Annotated in this window: 12 protein-coding genes and 2 pseudogenes; 10 read left to right on the top strand and 4 right to left on the bottom strand. The window is 74.0% G+C overall.

Annotated elements, in window-relative coordinates:
• Positions 1-43 precede the first annotated feature (43 nt).
• Positions 44-784 (bottom strand): GntR family transcriptional regulator, encoded by a 741-nt coding sequence (locus OG361_RS05335; protein ID WP_405852109.1) that lies wholly within the window; start codon positions 782-784, stop codon positions 44-46.
• Positions 785-1038: 254 nt separating this feature from the next.
• Entirely contained in the window at positions 1039-1935 is an 897-nt protein-coding gene (locus OG361_RS05340) for an RNA polymerase sigma-70 factor (RefSeq protein WP_405852110.1), read from the bottom strand.
• Between the two features lie 253 nt (positions 1936-2188).
• Between OG361_RS05340 and OG361_RS05345 the strand changes: the two genes are divergently transcribed.
• Positions 2189-3019, top strand: coding sequence for an alpha/beta fold hydrolase (locus OG361_RS05345; RefSeq protein WP_405852112.1), 831 nt, complete (start codon positions 2189-2191; stop codon positions 3017-3019).
• A 39-nt stretch (positions 3020-3058) separates the two neighbouring features.
• On the opposite strand, the pseudogene OG361_RS05350 reads toward OG361_RS05345, so the two are convergent.
• Positions 3059-3895: pseudogene (locus tag OG361_RS05350) on the bottom strand (EamA family transporter); the annotation flags it as partial.
• Between the two features lie 53 nt (positions 3896-3948).
• Positions 3949-4902, bottom strand: coding sequence for a helix-turn-helix domain-containing protein (locus OG361_RS05355; protein WP_405852113.1), 954 nt, complete (start codon positions 4900-4902; stop codon positions 3949-3951).
• Positions 4903-5005: 103 nt separating this feature from the next.
• Here OG361_RS05355 and OG361_RS05360 point away from each other — a divergent pair, with 103 nt between their 5' ends.
• The 9 genes and pseudogenes from OG361_RS05360 (at position 5006) to OG361_RS05400 (ending at position 18122) form a co-directional block, all read left to right on the top strand.
• A complete protein-coding gene (locus OG361_RS05360; RefSeq protein ID WP_405852114.1) occupies positions 5006-6040 on the top strand; it encodes a saccharopine dehydrogenase family protein in 1035 nt (344 codons plus the stop codon).
• A 136-nt stretch (positions 6041-6176) separates the two neighbouring features.
• Positions 6177-7235 (top strand): PucR family transcriptional regulator, encoded by a 1059-nt coding sequence (locus tag OG361_RS05365; protein ID WP_405852116.1) that lies wholly within the window; start codon positions 6177-6179, stop codon positions 7233-7235.
• Between the two features lie 156 nt (positions 7236-7391).
• The gene (locus OG361_RS05370; protein ID WP_405852117.1) at positions 7392-7910 is read left to right on the top strand and encodes a hypothetical protein; all 519 of its coding nucleotides are present in this window, start codon (positions 7392-7394) and stop codon (positions 7908-7910) included.
• A gap of 103 nt (positions 7911-8013) precedes the next feature.
• A complete protein-coding gene (locus OG361_RS05375) occupies positions 8014-9450 on the top strand; it encodes a flotillin family protein (protein ID WP_405852119.1) in 1437 nt (478 codons plus the stop codon).
• 183 nt (positions 9451-9633) lie between these two features.
• Positions 9634-10290, top strand: a complete 657-nt coding sequence (locus OG361_RS05380; protein ID WP_405852121.1) for a hypothetical protein — start codon at positions 9634-9636, stop codon at positions 10288-10290.
• 366 nt (positions 10291-10656) lie between these two features.
• Positions 10657-12054, top strand: a pseudogene (locus OG361_RS05385) (PLP-dependent aminotransferase family protein); the annotation flags it as partial.
• Positions 12055-12151: 97 nt separating this feature from the next.
• Positions 12152-13753: an alkaline phosphatase D family protein gene (locus OG361_RS05390; protein ID WP_405852122.1), complete on the top strand. Its 1602-nt coding sequence runs from the start codon at positions 12152-12154 to the stop codon at positions 13751-13753.
• 68 nt (positions 13754-13821) lie between these two features.
• Positions 13822-15282 carry an SWIM zinc finger family protein gene (locus tag OG361_RS05395; protein ID WP_405852124.1) on the top strand — a complete coding sequence of 487 codons (1461 nt, stop codon included), beginning with the start codon at positions 13822-13824 and terminating at the stop codon, positions 15280-15282.
• 113 nt (positions 15283-15395) lie between these two features.
• A complete protein-coding gene (locus OG361_RS05400) occupies positions 15396-18122 on the top strand; it encodes a DUF6493 family protein (RefSeq protein ID WP_405852126.1) in 2727 nt (908 codons plus the stop codon).
• Positions 18123-18217 lie beyond the last annotated feature (95 nt).

Below are 18217 nucleotides of genomic sequence, written 5' to 3' on the forward strand. Positions count from 1 at the left end.
CTCGACGGGCCGGTGTGCCTGATGTGCCCGGTGTGGCGACTGGCTACGAGGCCATGACCAGGTCGACCGAGTCGCCGAAGGTGAGGCGGCAGGTGTCGGCGCGGTACGTGGCGACGGAGACCGCGGCGGTGCGTCCCCCGGAGAGGTAACGGGTCGTCACGACGAGGACGGGAGCGCCCGGCAGCCGGTCGAGCTCCTTGGCGTCGTCGGCGCGGGCGGAGCCGAGCTCCACGGAGCGGTCCTGGCCGTCGAGGGCGAGGTGCTGGAGCTCGCGCAGCACCGCGCGGGCGCGGGCGGGTCCGGCGGGGGCGTCGATGGCGCTGAGCCCCGGGACCGAGGCGGCGGGCACGTACAGCAGCTCGGCGGCGACCGGCTGGCCCTGGGTGACGCGGAGGCGGCGGACGACGTGCACCCGCTCCTCGGCGGAGGTCTCCAGGACGCGCGCGACGGCGGCCGGGGCCACGTCGCCGGCGGAGTCCAGGGACTGCCAGGTCTCGTCGCCGACACCGGGCCAGGCGTGCTGGTCGGTGGAGACGTCCACGCCGACGCGCGGCGGGGCGACCGTGGTGCCGACGCCGCGGCGGCGCTGGAGGCGGCCCTCCAGCTCCAGCTGCTCCAGGGCCTGGCGGAGCGTGGCACGGGCGACGCCGAAGCGTGCCGCGAGCTCCCGCTCGTTGGGCAGGATCTCTCCGACGGCGAAGTCGGTGTCGAGTGCTTCGCCGATCACTGTCTTGAGGTGCTGGTACTTCGGCTCCGGTACCGATTCCAGCTGCGTGGTCCCCACCCTGATCCTCCGCAATTCGCCGTGTCCCGCGGCGTTTCCGCGCCCTTGTTTATTAAAGGTTCCTGCACTAACTCTGCGACCATAAGGCGAGCCACCCCCTTGGTCAAGACCAATCCTCCGACAAACGCCCCCGAATGTGACCCTCTGACCTAGATCGTTCACAGGACGTTCGCGCCCCCGTGAGCCCCGCGCAGCAAAGGGCCCCGCCTCCCGGGACGGAAGACGGGGCAGGACACCCCCGAGGGCGGTGCCGGTCAGAGGTCGGCGAGGCCGCGCAGCTTGTCGGGGTTGCGGATGATGTAGACACACTGGATGCGCCCGTCGCGGACCTCGACCTGGAAGACCGCGTCGGGCCTGCCGTCGACGAAGGAGAGCACGGCGGGGGCGCCGTTGATCTCGGCGAAGCGGTACTCGTACGCGTCCCCCGCCCCCTGGGACACGCCGCGGAAGAAGCGCCCGATCTTGTCGGCGCCGTCGATGACCCGCAGCGGGGCCTTGGACTTGCCGCCGCTGTCCCCGACGAGGCGCGCGTCGGGGGCGAGCAGGGCGAGGAGCTCGCCGAGGTCGCCGCCGGACGCCGCGGTGAGGAAGCGCTCGGTGAGGTCGCGGCGCTCGGCCGGGTCGACGTCGTAGCGCGGCTTGCCCTCGTCGACATGGCGCCGGGCGCGCCCGGCGAGCTGGCGCACAGCCGCCTCCGAGCGGTCGAGGGCGGTGGCGATCTCCCCGAACGGGAAGCCGAAGGCCTCACGCAGCACGAAGACGGCCCGCTCCAGGGGCGAGAGGGATTCGAGGACGACGAGGACGGCGAGCGAGACGGAGTCGGCGAGCAGGGCGCGCTCGGCGGTGTCGGGGGCGGCGGGGCCGAAGTCGGTGACGACGGGCTCGGGCAGCCAGGGGCCGACGTACGACTCGCGGCGCGCCTGGGCCTGACGGAGCCGGTCGATGGCGAGCCGGGTGGTGATCCGTACGAGGAAGGCGCGTGGTTCGCGGACGGCGGTGCGGTCCTCGGCGGTCCAGCGGAACCAGGCCTCCTGGACGACGTCCTCGGCGTCGGCGGCACGTCCGAGCATCCGGTAGGCGACGCCGAGGAGCATCGGGCGGTGTTCCTCGAAGAGGTCGGTCAGGGTGTCGGTCGGCGTATCGGTGGGCACTCGTCCATCCCAGCCGACCGCCGCCGCCCTGTCCAGCTCCGGCCGTGGCGTGGTCGTGGGCGTCGTCGAGGGCGTCGTCGTGGTCGTGGGGCTGCGGGTCTTGAACTCACGGCTACCGACCGGTAATTCTTGCTGACGAGCCGTCCAAGAATCCTCGGACGCCAGGTGTTCACGACAGGTGTTCACGTCAGATGTTCACGACATGTTGTCCACAACAGCCGTTTACGACAGTTGTTCACGACAGGGAGCCGGAATGCCCGCACGGATCGCGTTCACGTTTCGGACCACGTCGGGTCCCCGCACGACGTCCATGGCGTACGAGCGGAGAGGGGCGGGGGAACCGCTGCTGCTGCTCCACGGCATCGGCCACCACTGGCAGGCCTGGGAGCCGGTCCTCGACATCCTCGCCGCCGAGCGCGACGTGATCGCCGTCGACCTGCCCGGCTTCGGCGCCTCGGACGGGCTTCCGGAGGGCTGCGCCTACGACCTCTCCACCGTCGCGCCGGTCCTCGGCGCCTTCTGCGAGGCGGTCGGGTTCGCCCGCCCGCACGTCGCGGGGAACTCGCTGGGCGGGCTGCTCGCGCTGGAGCTCGGCCGGCAGGAGCTCGTGCGCTCGGTGACCGCCCTCTCCCCCGCCGGCTTCTGGTCGGAGGGCGAGCGGCGGTACGCCTTCGGAACCCTGCGGGCCATGCGGGGCGCGGCCCTGTCGATGCCCGTGCCGGTGATCGAGCGGCTCTCCCGTACGCCCGTCGGCCGTACCGTGCTCACCAGCACGATCTACGCGCGCCCCGGCCGCCGTTCACCCGAGGCGGTCGTCGCCGAGACGCTCGCGCTGCGCGAGGCCTCCGGCTTCCACCAGACCCTCGCCGCGGGACGGGACGTGCTCTTCCGCGAGGACGTGCCCGGCGTCCCCGTCACCGTCGCCTGGGGCACCCGGGACCGGCTGCTCCTGCGCCGCCAGGGCGTCCGCGCCAAGCACGCCCTGCCCGGCGCCCGGCTCGTGCGGCTGCCCGGCTGCGGGCACGTGCCCATGAACGACGACCCGGCTCTCGTCGCGCGCGTGATCCTCGACGGCAGCCGCTGACCTCCGACGCGTGAACAGGCCGGTGCCCAGGGCGGCGCCGGCTCCCACGAGGAGGCTGCCCGCCGCCTGCGGGAGGCCGAAGGCGGCGTCCGCGACCAGGGCCGCGCTCAGCGCCGCGGCGACCGGGATCGCCCCGGTGTAGAGGGTGGCCCGCTCCATGCCGATCCGCTGGACGCCCATGTAGAAGAGGACGAATCCGACGACGGTGGCCAGGGCCGCCTGCCAGACCAGGGCGCCCGTCTCCACGGCCGTCGGCGTCCGGACGAATCCGGCCCCGTCCACGGCGAGGCCCACGAGCGCCGCCTCGACCGCGCCGACCCCGCAGACGGTGGCGGTCAGCAGCTTCGGCCCGAGCAGCCGCAGCACCGGTACGGCGAGCACGGTGAACCCCACCTCGCCGGCGAGCGCCGCCACCGACCAGCCGATGCCGGCGAGGTCGGTCCGCCCCCAGCCCTGCACGGTGAACGCGCCCGCGGCGACGAGCAGCGCCCCGTACAGGACGGGCCGGGCGGGCCTGCGGCCCTCGGTCAGCGGGACGAGGACGGCGACGACGACGGGGGCGCAGCCGACCAGGACACCGGGCACGGCCGGCTCCGCGGTGCGTTCGGCGGCGAGGACCGCGAGGTTGAAGCCGATCATGCCGACGGCGGCGACCGCGCCGAGCCGCAGCCAGTGACGGACGGTCAGGATCCGGAGCGGGGCGAGTCCGCCGCGGCCGAGGAACGGGAGCAGCAGCAGACAGGCCGCTCCGTAGCGCAGCGCCTGCCCGCCCGCGTACGGATAGTCGCCGAGCAGGCTGTTCGCGGTGAAGGAGGCGCCGACGAGGGCGTAGGCGAGGGTCACGAGGAGGACCCCGCGCAGGGAGTTCGCGTTCATGCTCCCCACGCTAGGAAGCCTGGCGGTCCCGGTTGAGGTCCACTTTCCTCACGTCATCGGGGACCACTTCGCGTGGCGCGGAAGGTTCGGCGGTAGGTGTCCGGCGGCACACCGACCGTGCGGTTGAAGTGGCGGCGCAGGGTCGTGGCGGTGCCCATGCCGGTGGCCGCCGTGATGGCGTCGACGCTCTCGTCGGTGGTCTCCAGCAACTCCTGGGCGCGGCGGATCCGTTGGGTGAGCAGCCACTGGAGCGGGGTGGTGCCGGTCGCCGCCCTGAAGTGGCGGCCCAGGTGGCGCGAGCTCATCCGCGCCTGGCGGGCCAGGTCCTCCACGGTCAGCGGACGGTCGAGCCGCTCGACCACCCAGGGGAACAGTTCGGTGAGCGGGTGGTCGTCCTCGGCGGGCATCGGGGCGGTGACGAACTGGGCCTGGCCGCCGGCCCGGTGCGGGGGCACGACCAGGCGGCGGGCGACCGTGTTGGCGACCGCCGATCCGTGGTCGAGGCGGACCAGGTGCAGGCAGAGGTCCATCGCGGCGGCCTTGCCGGCGGAGGTGAGCACACTGCCGTTGTCCACGTAGAGCACGTCCGGGTCGACCTCCACCCGGGGGTAGCGCTCGGCCAGGACGTCGGTGTGCGCCCAGTGCGTGGTCGCGCGCCGGCCGTCCAGCAGGCCCGCGGCGGCCAGGACGAACGCGCCCGTGCAGAGGGAGGCGACCCGCGCGCCCGCCTCGTGGGCCGCGCGCACAGCGTCGACCAGTTCGGCGGGCGGGTCCACGTCGACGTCTGCCCAGCCAGGGACGATCACCGTGTCGGCGTCCGCGAGCCGGTCGAGTCCGTGGTCGGGCTCCAGGCCGAACCCGCCGACCCGCACGGGGCCCGGCCCGTGGACGGTGAGGTCGTACCAGGGGTCGGCCACGTGGGACAGGTCGGCGCCGAAGACCTCGTACGCCACGGACAGTTCGAAGTGCAGCATTCCGTCGGTGACGGCGAGAGCGACTCTACCCATGTCCGAAATTGTACGCGGCATGTCGTTCCCGACACTCACGCCGGCCGATCATCTCCGGCCAGGATGTACACAGTTGAACAACCGAGCGCGGCAGGAGAAGGCAATGAGTTCGGAACGAGTGGTGGCGGTATTCGGTGCCTACGGACACACCGGGCGCTTCGTGGTGGCGGAGCTGCTGAACCAGGGGTTCGTCCCCGTCCTGACCGGACGCGACGCCGACAAGCTCCAGGCCCTCGCCGCGTCCCACCCCGGGCTCGACGTCCGGCCGGCCACGGTCGACGACCCGGCCTCGCTCGACCGCGCACTGGCCGGCGCCGCCGCCGTGATCAACTGCGCCGGCCCCTTCGCCTCGACCGCCGCCCCCGTGATCGAGGCGGCCCTGCGCGCCGGGATCCCGTACGTGGACGTGGCCGCCGAGATCGAGGCCAACCTGGACACGTTCGCGCACTTCGCGGATCGCGCCGCCGCCGCGGGCACCGTGATCGTCCCCGCGATGGCCTTCTTCGGCGGCTTCGGCGACCTGCTGGTCACCGCGGCGATGGGCGACTGGACCTCCGCCGACGAGGCGCACGTCGCGTACGGCCTGAGCAGCTGGCACCCCACCGCCGGCACCCGCACCGCCGGCACCGTCTCCCGGCAGCGGAGGGGGGACGGCCGGCGTCTGGTCTACAGCAACGGGCGTCTCGAGCACCGCGACGACGCCCCGCCGACGCTGAAGTGGTCCTTCCCCGATCCGCTGGGGGTCCGCTCCGTGATCGGCGAGTTCACCATGGCCGACGTCGTCACCGTCCCCAGCCACCTCGCCATCCCCGAGGTGCGTACCTACATGACGGTCGAGGCGGCCACGGACCTGGCGGCTCCGGAGACGCCTGCGCCGGCAGCGGTCGACGAGAGCGGCCGGTCCGCGCAGACCTTCCTGGTCGACGTCGTCGTGCGCTCCGGCGGCGAGGAGCGGCGGGCCGTGGCGAGCGGGCAGGACATCTACGCCGTCAGCGCGCCGCTCGCGGTGGAGGCGGTCCACCGCGTCCTCACGGGACGGACCAGGACGGTCGGTGTGGCCTCGGCCGGCGCGGTCTTCGACGCCCCCGACTTCCTGCGCGCGCTGTCCGCGCACGTCTCCGTCGAGCTGAGCCGGTAGCGGGAGCCTCGCCGATACCGGACGGGGCACCGGCGCTCGCGCGGCTCCCCGGCCCCGGACGCGCCCGCGCGTGTCACTCTTGATCTCCGTGCGTCAAGAACACGTCAAGGGCGCGCCGGGCAGGGCGGGAGGGGCCGTGACGGAGAGAGCGCCGATCGAGGAGTATCTGGAGGGGTACGCCGAGATCCTGGCGGGGGTGTGCGCGGCCGGCCGGAGGCTCACCCGCGAGGAGCGCGAGAGCCTGCGCGCCCGCGGAGAGCGGGCCGCGGAGGCCGGCATCGGTCTGCGGGCCCTCGTCCGCGCCCATCTCGCCGCCGCGCAGCGGGTCCTCCCCGAGGTGCGGGGGGCCGGCGCCGACCATCTGCTGAGCGCCGTCGAGCAGGCCGTCGACGCCTTCGCCGAGGGGCACGAGCGGGCGCAGCGCCTGGCGATCCGTCAGGAAGAGGCGGCACGACGGGAGTTCGTCGACGACCTCCTCTACGGACGCAGCGACCTCGGCCGGCTCGCCGAACGCGCGGTGCGTTTCGGCCTGCTCCTGTCCCACGCCCACGCGGTGGCGGTGGCGCAGGGTCCGGAGCCGTACGACGACGGCTGCGCGGTCTCGCGTGCCGTCGAGTCCTCGCTCTTCGCCCGCTTCGGCGATCGCCGCGTGCTGCTCACCACCAAGGACGGGCGGCTGATCTGCGTCGCACCGGCGGACGAGCCCGACGTGCTCGCCCACTTCGCCAAGCAGGCGTACGCGGCGACCGACGGCCAGGTCGCCGTCGGCCGCGCGCATCCGGGCGCCGGCGGAGTCGTCCACTCCTACGAGGAGGCTCTCAACGCCCTCGACCTCGCGGCCCGCATGCACCTGGACGACCCCGTCCTGCACGCCTCCGACCTGCTCGTCTACCCCGTTCTCGCCCGGGACCGGCAGGCCATGGCCGATCTCGTACAGACCGTGCTCGGCCCGCTCCAGCAGGCGCGCGGCGGCGCGCGGCCCCTGCTCGACACCCTGACCGCGTACTTCGACTCCGGGTGCGTCACCGCTCAGGCGGCCCGCCATCTCAGCCTCAGTGTGCGGGCCATGACGTACCGGCTGGACCGCATCCACCGGCTGACGGGTGCGGACCCCGGTGATCCGGTCCAGCGCTACACGCTCCAGACGGCCGTGATCGGCGCCCGGCTCCTCGGCTGGCCCGACCAGCCGCTCTGAGCCCGCGCCGGCCACCACCCCGTCGACGACGGCATCAAGAACGCGTAAAGACTGCCGGGATCCGGCAATGAAATGCGGTGCCGTGCCGTGGAAACATTCCTGTGGGGCCCGAGCAAGGCCCTACGGGGCAGGGTCGTACGGGGCGGGGTGGCGCGGGTGGCATGGTTTCTCGGTCTCGGCAGCGTGGGCCTCGTCCTGCTGCTCCTCGCCCTCGTCTTCGACGGCATCCTCGAAGGACTCTTCGACGGACTCGGAGGCGGCCTCGGAGGGGGCCTCGACGGGTTCCTCTCGCTGCCGGTGATCGCCGGTTTCGTGTCGGCCGTCGGGTTCACGGGGGCCATCGCGACGGGCGCCACGGGTGCCGGACCCGGGATCGCGACCCTCACGGGCCTCCTCGTGGGCGCCCTCGTGGCCTGGCTGACCTGGCGGTTCAGCCGGGCGCTGCTCCGGGACGGGGCAGCGCCCGCGCCGCGGAGCGAGGACCTGACGGGTACATCCGGAGCGGTGGTCACGGCGATTCCCGCCGGAGGCTACGGCGAAGTCCTGCTGTATCTGGGCGGGCAGCCGGTGAAGTACGCGGCGAAGGCCGCGTCGCCGGTGGCGCGGGGCGCCGAGGTATGGGTGGAGTCCGTGCTGTCGCCGACGTCGGTGGCCGTGCGCCCCGTCGAACGCTGAGGCGCGGCTCCCGGCCCTCGCTCCCTTCTCCCCCTCCGTCCCTCCCCTTCACTCTCCCTTCTTTCGCTTCCCTTCTTTCGCTTCCCTTCAAGGGGGTCTCACCATGAGTCCTGTCCTGGCCGCCGTCGTGGGCATCGTCGTCCTCGTCGTACTCCTCGGCCTGGCCGTCGTCACGCGCTACAAGGTGGCCGGTCCCAGCGAGGCGTTCATCATCACCGGGCGGCGCGGCAAGCAGGCCACCGATCCCGCGACCGGCCGGGTCTTCACCGACAACAGCGGCCAGAAGGTCGTGGTCGGCGGCGGGGTGTTCGTCGTCCCGTTCGTGCAGCAGAAGTTCACCCTCGACCTGTCGAGCCGGCACATCCCGGTCGCGGTGCGCGGCGCGGTGACCCTCCGCGGGGTGAAGGCCCATCTGGAGGGCGTCGCGATCGTCAAGGTCGGCGGCACCGAGGACTCCATCCGGGCGGCCGCCCAGCGGTTCCTGATGCAGCAGGACGGCATCGTCGGCTTCACCCAGGAGGTGCTGTCCGGCGCCCTGCGCTCCATCGTCGGCCGCATGTCGGTCGAGGACATCATCCGGGACCGCGCCGCCTTCGCCGGGCAGGTCGCCGAGGAGGCCGAAGCCAGTCTCTCCGGGCAGGGCCTTGTCCTGGACGCCTTCCAGATCCAGGACATCACCACCGAGGGCTCCTACCTCGAAGACCTCGGCCGTCCCGAGGCCGCCCGCGCCAAGCAGGAGGCGGACATCGCCGAGGCCGTCGCCCGCCGTGCCGCCGAGCAGGCCCGGCTGAAGGCCGAGGAGGAGATCGCGATCGCGCAGCGGACCCTCTACCTGAAGCAGGCGGAGATCAAGGCCCAGACCGACGAGGCCGCCGCCCAGGCGAACGCCGCCGGCCCGCTCGCCGACGCCGCCCGCCGGCAGGACATCCTGGCCGAGCAGGAGAAGGTGGCCGCGCGCCAGGCCGCGCTGACCGACCGCCAGCTCGACACGCAGGTCCGCAAGCCCGCCGACGCCGCCCGCTACCAGGCCGAGCAGGAGGCCGAGGCCCGCCGCATCGCCCAGGTCAAGCAGGCCGAGGCGGACGCCCAGCGGGCCAGGCTCACCGGTGAGGGCGAGAAGGCCCACCGCGCCGCGCTCGCCGACGCCGTGCGCATCGAGGGCGAGGCGGAGGCCGCGGCCATCGCGGCGAGGGGTTCCGCCGAGGCGGAGGCGATGGAGAAGAAGGCCGACGCCTTCGCCCGGTACGGGGACGCCGCCGTCCTGCAGATGGTCGTCGAGGTCCTGCCGCAGGTCGTCGCCAAGGCGTCCGAGCCGCTCTCGGCCGTCGACAAGATGACCGTCATCTCCACCGACGGGGCGAGCCAGTTGTCCCGTACGGTCGCCGACAACGTCGCCCAGGGCATGGAGCTCCTCTCCTCCACGACCGGGGTCGACCTGGCCCAGCTCCTCCAGGGCTTCACCCAGCGGAAGCCGGCTCCGGTCCCGGAGCAGGCGCAGGCGGTGCCGTCGGTCGGCGGAGCCATCGAGATCACCGACTAGTGCTGTGACCGGGAACCTTTGCCGGGTTGCTCGCAGTGCTAGGGCGTGTGTCGAACTCGAAGCCTGACGTCTCCGCACGGGCAACAATCTCGCGAACGGCCCCCTGGTGAACCTTCCCGGTCACAGCACCAGATCCTGGAAGCCGGAAGGCGTTGCCCTCTTCCCTCGCGATACGGTGCTGCGATGTCTCGATCAGTCGAAGCCGGATCAGTGTTGTCTCCCGTCACCGCGGACGACGTCGACCTTGCCGTGCGGCTCGCCGTGGGCATCCTTCGGGACGCACCCGCGGAGGGGTGGGGCGGTAAGGCCGGTTCGCTGGAGTGGGACTGCTGGGAGACCGCCGAGCACCTCGCCAACGACCTGCTCTACTACGCCGTGCAACTGGGGCCGCAGAGCCCGCCGCTGGACACCCATGTGCCTTTCGCGTTGAGCCAGAAGAGGCCGGACGGACCCGCGGTCTTCGTCTTCGCGGACCGTGACGCGGGTCCGGCCGGCCTGGTGCAGGTGCTGGAGGCGTGCGGCGCGCTGCTGGTCGCCATGGTGCGTACCACGCCGCCCCGGGTCCGCGCCCACCACGCCGCCGGGGTGTCGGACCCCGAAGGCTTCGCGGCGCTGGGGGTGCAAGAGACGCTGGTGCACATGCACGATCTGGCGGAAGGCTTCGGGCTTGCCTGGACCCCGCCCTCCGCTCTCTGCTCGCGGGTGCTCGCCCGTCTGTTTCCGGAGGCTCCGGGCGGCGCGGATCCCTGGCTCACCCTGTTGTGGGCCACCGGCCGCGCCGAACTGCCGGGGCACCCTCGTCTCACCACGTGGCGCTCGGACAGCACCCCGCGGTCGTAGAGCGGATCGGCCTCGGCCGCGGCCAGGCTGATGATCGTGACCCTCCCGCGGTGAGAGCACACCGGGCCACCCGTCCTGAATCTCTGCTGGGACGATTCCCAGCCGCACCGTCACGTCGTTTCCCCGGCACGGCATACTCGTCCGGAGCGCCCCCAGGAAGAGGATCGTGAGGCGGACGTGTCATCGCCCCGGACGAGTCAGACGTGTGATGCCCATGGCACCGCGTCGGACGGATCCCTTCCGGATACCGGCCCGAGTGGAACGGCGACCGATGCCGTCCCGCACGGGCAGCCCACCACCGCCGGTCCGCACGCCCGGCCCACCACCGCCGGCCGGCACGCCCCGACCACCACCGCCGGCCCACACGGCCAGCCGGCCTGGGAGTTGCTGCTTCCGGCGGTCGCCGCCCCGGCGCGGCGGCGTGGTCGGGCCCTTCAGGAGGCGCTGCGGGACGCGGTGCGCTCGGGTCGGCTGACGGCGGGGACCCGGCTGCCGTCGAGCCGTGAGCTCGCCGCCGATCTTGGGGTCTCCCGCGGCCTGGTCACCGAGGCGTACGAGCAGCTCACCGCCGAGGGGTACCTGCGCAGCGACCGGGGCGCGGGGACCTGGGTGGGCGGTGCGGCGCGGTCGGCCGTGCGCGGGGCCCTCGATCCGGCGCCCGGCGCGCCGGGGGTCCGGGTGGACTTCCATCCGGGGACCCCGGACCTGTCGCTGTTCCCGAGGGCCGCGTGGGCCGCGGCCCAGCGGTCCGTCATGGCTCGGCTGCCGCACCTGGCGCTCGGCTACCCGGATCCGCGCGGGCTGCCCGAGCTGCGCGAGGCGCTGGCGGGGATGCTGGCGCGGCGGCGGGGTGTGGTGGCCGATCCGGAGCGGCTCGTGGTCTGTTCGGGCGTGGCCCAGGCGTCGACGCTGATGGGTTTCGTCCTGCGGGCGCGGGGGCTGCGCACGGTCGGCGTCGAGGATCCGGGCAGCCCGGAGCACGGGCGGCTGTTCGCGAGCACCGGGATGGACACGGTGTGGCTGCCGCTGGACGAGGAGGGGCTGCGGCCCGGGCCGCTCGCCGCCTCCGGGGTGCGCGCGGTGGTCGTGACGCCCTCGCACCAGTTCCCGTCCGGGATCAGCTGGTCGGCGGAGCGGCGCGCCGCGCTCCTCGACTGGGCGCGGGCGGTGGACGGGTACGTCCTGGAGGACGACTACGACGGCGACTTCCGTTACGACCGGGCGCCGGTCGGCGCGCTCCAGGGCCTGGACCCGGAGCGCGTCGCGTACGCGGGCACGGTCAGCAAGTCGCTGGCGCCGGGGCTGCGGCTCGGCTGGATGCTCGTCCCCGGTGCGCTGCTCGGCGAGGTCGTCGAGCGCAAGAGGACGATGGACCTCGGAAATCCCGTACTCGACCAGGCCGTTCTCGCCGAGTTCGTGGCGCGGGGCGGGTACGACCGCCAGTTGCGGCGGTGTCAGCGCGCCTACCGGGAGCGGCGGGACGTGCTGCTCGCCGCCCTCGACGAGCAGCTGCCCGGCACCCGGGTGAGCGGGATCGCGGCCGGGCTGCACGTCATCGCGCGCGTGCCGGGGCGTTTCGGGCCCCCGGCGCGGTTCCTGGCGCGGGCGGCGGAGGCGGGGGTGGCGCTGCGGTCGCTGGAGGAGTACGGCACGGCGCGGCCGGCCGACGGGGACGTACGGCTGGTCATCGGGTACGCGCATCTGTCGCCCTCGGTCATCGCGCGCGGCGTCCGGCTGGTGGCCGAGGCGGTGGGCCGGGAGTGATCTGTTCACGCGGGGTTGGTGTGGGCGCCGCCCCCGGCCGTTAGGCAGGGGGCGGCGGCGCGACTCCCGCGCCCGGACAGGTCTTCGGAGGTCTTCCATGTCCCACTCCGTGCCCGGTACTCCCCCCTCCCCGGCCCGGCGCGGCCTGCTGCGCGGTTCGCTGGCCGCCTCGGCGGCGCTCGCGCTCGGCGGGGCCGGCCTCGCGGCCCCGGCGTTCGCGCTCTCGGGCCGGCCGCGGGCCGGCTGGGGTGTGCAGACGGGCGATGTCACGGCCTCCTCGGGTCTGGTGTGGGTGCGGTCGGACCGGCCGGCGCGCATGCTCGTCGAGACCTCGGCGAGCGAGTCGTTCCGGCGCGTACGGAGGCACCACGGGCCGCTGATCGGCGCCGGTACGGACTTCACCGGCACGGCGGCGCTGCGCGGACTGCCGGCCGGCGAGCAGATCCACTACCGGGTGACACTGGCGGACCCGGACGATCCGCGCCGGACGGGCGAGCCGGTGGTCGGCACCTTCCGTACGGCTCCGGAACGGCGGCGGGACGGCGTCCGCTTCCTGTGGTCGGGGGACATCGCGGGCCAGGGCTGGGGCATCAACCCCGACATCGGCGGCTTCCGCGCGTACGAGGAGATGCGTCGGCTCGACCCGGACTTCTTCCTGTGCAGCGGCGACTCGATCTACGCCGACGGGGTGATCCAGCCCAGCGTGACGCTGCCGGACGGGCGGATCTGGCGGAACGTCACGACGCCGGAGAAGTCGAAGGTCGCGGAGACGCTCGACGAGTACCGGGGCAACTTCCGCTACAACCTGCTCGACCACAACGTGCGGGCGTTCAACGCGCAGGTGCCGTCGGTGGTGCAGTGGGACGACCACGAGGTACGGAACAACTGGTACCCGGGCCAGATCCTGGACGACGCGCGCTACACGGAGAAGGACGTCGACGTCCTCGCCGGCCGTGCCCTGCGCGCCTTCGGCGAGTACACGCCGGTGTCCACCCTCCACGCGCGCGGGGGCGGTGGGGCCTCGCGATCGGGCCGGATGCACCGCGTGGTGCGGTACGGGCCGCTGCTCGACGTGTTCGTGCTCGACATGCGCTCGTACCGGAACGCCAACTCCCCCGGGCGGCAGGCCGACGACACGACCGGCATCCTCGGCGCGGAGCAGCTGGCCTGGCTGAAGCGGGAGCTGGCCGCCTCCGCCGCGGTGTGGAAGGTGCTCGCGGCGGACATGCCGCTCGGCCTGGTCGTGCCGGACGGCTCGGCGAACTTCGAGGCGGTCGCCCAGGGCGACCCGGGCGCGCCGCTGGGCCGCGAGCTCCAGATCGCGGAGCTGCTGCGGTTCGTGAAGCACCGCCGGATCACCGGCACGCTGTGGCTGACGGCGGACGTGCACTACACCTCCGCCCAGCACTACGCGCCGGAGCGGGCGGCCTTCCAGGACTTCGCCCCCTTCTGGGAGTTCGTGTCCGGTCCGCTGGCCGCGGGCGGGTTCCCGGCGAACGCGCTGGACGCGACCTTCGGTCCTGAGCGGGTCTTCGTCCGGGCTCCGGAGCGGGCGAACCTGTCGCCGATGGAGAGCCCGCAGTACTTCGGCGAGGTCGACATCGACGGCCACAGCGGCGAGCTGACGGTGCGGCTGCGGGCCGAGGGCGGGTCCGTGCTGTTCAGCAAGGTGCTGCGGCCCGGGCTCGTCGGGCAGTAACTCCTGGTCGGAGGCGGTACGGAGGGCTCCCCGCGTGATTGTCAGTGGGGGGTCCTAACGTTTTCCCCATGACGCGATCCGTACAGGCGCTCGCCTACGCACGCCCTTCCGCACTGGAGTCCGCGGGCTCCGGCCGGCTGCTCGGCCTGGAGACCTCCGGGGGTCTCACGCCTCGTGGGGTCGAGGCACATCCCCGCTTCTTCTCCGGTTTCCTGGCCGCGCCGCAGGCCGCCGCCCGCGGTCTGCTCGCGGTCGCGGACGTGGCGGCGGCCCGCTACCACCAGCGGATCCAGGCGCGTTCGCTCGACCCGGTGGTGACGGGGAACGGGGACCGGCTGCGGTTCGAGTCGTTCTCCGGCTGCGGCGGGGTGTACGCGCGTCTGGACGTGCTCGAAGAGGGGCTCGGTGGCGCGGAGACCGGACACGGCACGACCAATGTGGACGTCAACAACCCGCTGCGTGAAGCGCTGTCGCGGATGACCGGGGACGATCCGCTGCATCTGCGGGTCGGTCCCGAGGAGATGGCGGTGACCACCCTCGCGGGGGCGGTCGTGGAGAAGAAGGTCCCGCTGCCGGACCGCTGGCTGCGGGGGTTCGCCGAGGCCCAGGTCGCCTCGGCCCGGTTCGACCTGCGGGCCGAGCTCTCCGGGGCGGAGGCCGTCCGGTTCCTGCGGTCCCTGCCGCGCACGCAGGCCCGGGGGCGCGGCCCGCTGTGGATCGTCCCCGCGGGCCGGACCCTGCGTCCGACGACGCGGCCGGGTCCGGGTGCGGTGTGCCTGCCGGGTCCCGACCGGCTGGTCGCCCTGGAGCGGGTACTGCGGCACGCCACGGGGCTGCGGGTGTACGGGCCGGTGCCGGACGGCGTGGCCACGGCGAGCGCCTGGGAGGTGACCCTGCCGGGGATGCGGCTCACGCTGACCCTGTCGCCCGATCCGGCGCGGGGCTTCTCCGGCGAGGGCGGGGTGCTTGAGGCGCTGGCGACGGAGGAGGCGGCGCAGGACGCCGAGCTGGCCGCCGTGCTGCTGGCCTGGGAGCCGCGGATCGACCCGGCGGACCTCGCGGCGCAGGCCGGTCTCACGGTCGACCGGGTGCGCGCGGCGCTGACCCGGCTGGGCACGGCGGGGCGCGTGGGGTACGACGTGGCGGAGGCGGCCTACTTCCACCGGGAGCTGCCGTACGACGCGGACCGCGCCGAGCGGCACAACCCCCGTCTGGTGGACGCCCGGCGGCTGGTGGCGGAGGGCGCGGTGGAGGTCGAGGGAGACCTGGCGACGGTGGCCTCGGGAGAGCGCCGTTACCGTGTGCGGGAGTCGGACGGGGCGCTGAGCTGCACCTGCCGGTGGTGGGCGGACTATCAGGGACGGCGGGGCCCGTGCAAGCACGCGCTCGCGGTGCGGATGGTCCGGCGGGGCGCGAAGGCCGCCGAGGTGGTGCCGGACGCGGTGGCGGACGCGGAGCCGCAGGAACGGGCCGATCCGGTGGCGGACCTGGAGCGGATGACGGACACGGGGCCGGGGGCGGTGCGGTGAGGGGCTCGGTGACGAGGCTCGAGGCGGAGGAGCCGAAGATGGGGGTCGGGGCAGTGACGCGAGGGACGGAGAAAGCCGTGGGGACGGAGAAAGCCGTGGGGACGGAGAAGGCCATGGGGACGGAGAAAGCCGTGGGGACGGAGAAGGCCATGGGGACGGAGAAGGCCATGGGGGTCGAGCAGTCCGTGGGGGTCGAGGAGCTGGTCGGGGCCGTGCGCGGCGGACGCGCCGATGAGGTGCCCGCGCTGCTGGAGGGGCTGGGACCGGCGGAGCGGAGGACGGTCCTCGCGGAGCTGAAGTCGCTGCGCACCGAGGTGCGGGGCTGGGAGAACAAGCGCCCGCGAGAGGCGGCCGACGTCCGGCGCGCGCTGTACGTCGCGGGAGCCGGCTGTCACCCGGGAGCCTCGGCGGCGGCGACCTGGCTCGGCGGCCGTGATCTCGTCCCCTGGCGTTCGGACGGCTGTGCCCCGGCGCTCCTGGCGACCGTCGGCCAGGCTCCGGAGTGGATGGCAGACGTGGCGGGCCGGCTCGCCGCGCGGCCGGCCGTCGCGGAGCACAGCTACGAGCTGATCCGCGGCCTGGTGGAGCGGTCCGGCTGCGCCGTGCCGGCGTCCGACGGCTACGTCCTCGGCTGGGTATGGGCGTTGGTGTCCACCCGCCGCGCGAGGTGGGCGGCGGAAGGTCCCCCGCTCCTGGAGCAGCTGCGGACGGATCCGCAGACGCCGGTCCTGGCGGTCCACGCCCTCTCGATGACGGAGGCCCCCGACGCGCTGACCTGGACGGTCACCGAGGCCGCCCAGGCGCACTGGCCCACGGCGGTCGCGACGCTCGTCGGGGAGGGCCTGCTGGACCGGGCCGAGGTCATCGACACCGCCGTCTCCCGGCTGCTGCGGGGCGGCCGCCCCCGCGACCTCCGGTTCCCGCTGGAGGTGCTGCGGCTGGTCGAGCCGACCGCGGCGGAGTTCCTGGAGCGGGTCCCCGACCTGGTCGGGATGACGGCGGACACTCCGTCGCCCATCGCGGGGTACGCACAGGAGGTGCTGGCGGGGCTGGCCTCGGACGGGACGCTGTCGACCGCCGCACTGGCCGAGATGACGGGTGCCGTGCTCTTCCGGACCGAGAAGAAGCTGGTGCGGGCCCAGTTGACGCTGGTCGGCAAGGTGCTGGCGCGGGAGCCCGGCGCGGCGGCCGAGCTGTTGCCCGCGGTGGCGGAGGTCTTCGGGAACGAGGACACCGACCTCCAGGGGCGCGCGCTGAAGCTGGTGGGCCGCCATCTGTCCGCCGTGGACGCCTCCGTACGGCTGGAGCTGGCCGGTCAGGCCGGGCTGCTGAGTCCGGTGCACCGGCAGGCCGCGGTGGCGCTGTTCGGGGAGGTCGCGGAGGAGGGGAGCGGGGGTCCGTACGAGGAGATCCTGCCGCCCGTGCCCGAGCCGCAGCCGGTCGGGCCCCCGGCGTCGACGATCGAGGCGCTGGTGGAGGACCTGCTGGCGAAGGGGGTCTCCGACGACCCGGTGCGGTTCGAGCGGGCCCTCGACGGTCTGGTGCGGCACGCGCACCGCGACCGGGACGGGCTGACGCGGGCCGTGCGCGAGGCGTTCACCATCTCGGTCTGGCAGCAGCCGCACCACTTCACGCACTCCTCCCACGGAGTCCACGCGGCGCTCGCGGGGCTGGTCGGGGCGGTGGAGCGGTCGTGGATCGACGCCCGGCTCACCTGGGAGCCCCGGGCCACGGCCTGTCTCCATGAGGTGTTGACGGGGATCAAGGACACCCGGCTGTGGGAGGCCGCCGCCCTCATCGGCACGGACGCGCTGCCCTTCCTGCTCGCCACGCCGACGCTGAGCACCGGCGCCATCGATCCGGCGACGCTCGTGGAGCGGCTGCGCTCCTACCGGGACGCGGGTGTCGAGCCCGCCCCGGCCGATCTGGCCCAGGCCCTGCTGCGGGTCCGGCGGACGGGCCCGGCGGCCGAGCGGGCGGCCGGGGACGCGGAGGCGCTGGACACCCCGGCCGGGCGGCGGCTCGCCACCTGGCTGCGGACGGACGAGCCCGTGGCGGCGTCCGTGCGGATCCTCCGGCGGGAGGAGGACCGGATGTTGGAGCTGTGGTCCCTGTACCAGCGCCTGGTGGTCGAGATCGCCGACCGCGCCGTGGTCCGGGAGGAGTTCCCGCCCGCCTTCCGGTGGCTGGGCGGCTCACTGGAGGCGACGCCCCGCCGTTGCTACCACTGGATCGAGGGCGCCGAGCACTGGGCGCCGATCCTGCCCGAGGACCGCGAGGTACTGGCGGTGTGCGTCCTGCCGTCGCTCACCCACGCCCTCTTCGGCTCGCGCGAGAGCTCCGAGCCGCTGACCGGGCTGGCCGAGGCCGGCGGCCGGGGCGGCCGGGCCGTCTCCCTCGCCCTGGCGGTCGCGCTGGGCAACGGGGACGCGGACGACCGGCTGCGCGCGGTGGACGCGCTGCTGGTGCTCGCGTCCCGGGGCGAGCTGGACGCGCGCCAGGTGGGCGAGGAGCTGGGCCGGCTGGTCACCGAGGGTTCGGTCAAGCCGAACCGGCTGGCGGACGCGGCCCGGACGACGGCGGCCACCGGGGCGTACGGGACGACCTGGGCCCTGCTGGCGGCGACGCTGCCGGAAGCGCTGGTCGCGGAGAAGCCGGTCCGGGGGCTCGGGGAGCTCCTCGCGGTGGCGGCCGACTGTGTGGAGCGGTGCGGGGCGGGCGGCGAGCTCCCCGGGCTCGACGGTGTGGCCTCGGGATCGGGTTCCTCGCAGCTGGTCGTCCAGGCGAAGCGGCTGCGGACCGCACTGCTTCAGGGAGCGGGCCAGGGCGCCGCGCGGTAGGCCTGCCGCTCGCGCCGGTCGCCAAGGTGATCAGAGGGCCGATTAGTAGGCCGGTGAGGGAGCCGGTCAGAGGGGCGATCAGGCTTGGACCCAAA

The sequence above is a fragment of the Streptomyces sp. NBC_00090 genome, from assembly GCF_045160815.1.
GTDB lineage: Bacteria > Actinomycetota > Actinomycetes > Streptomycetales > Streptomycetaceae > Streptomyces.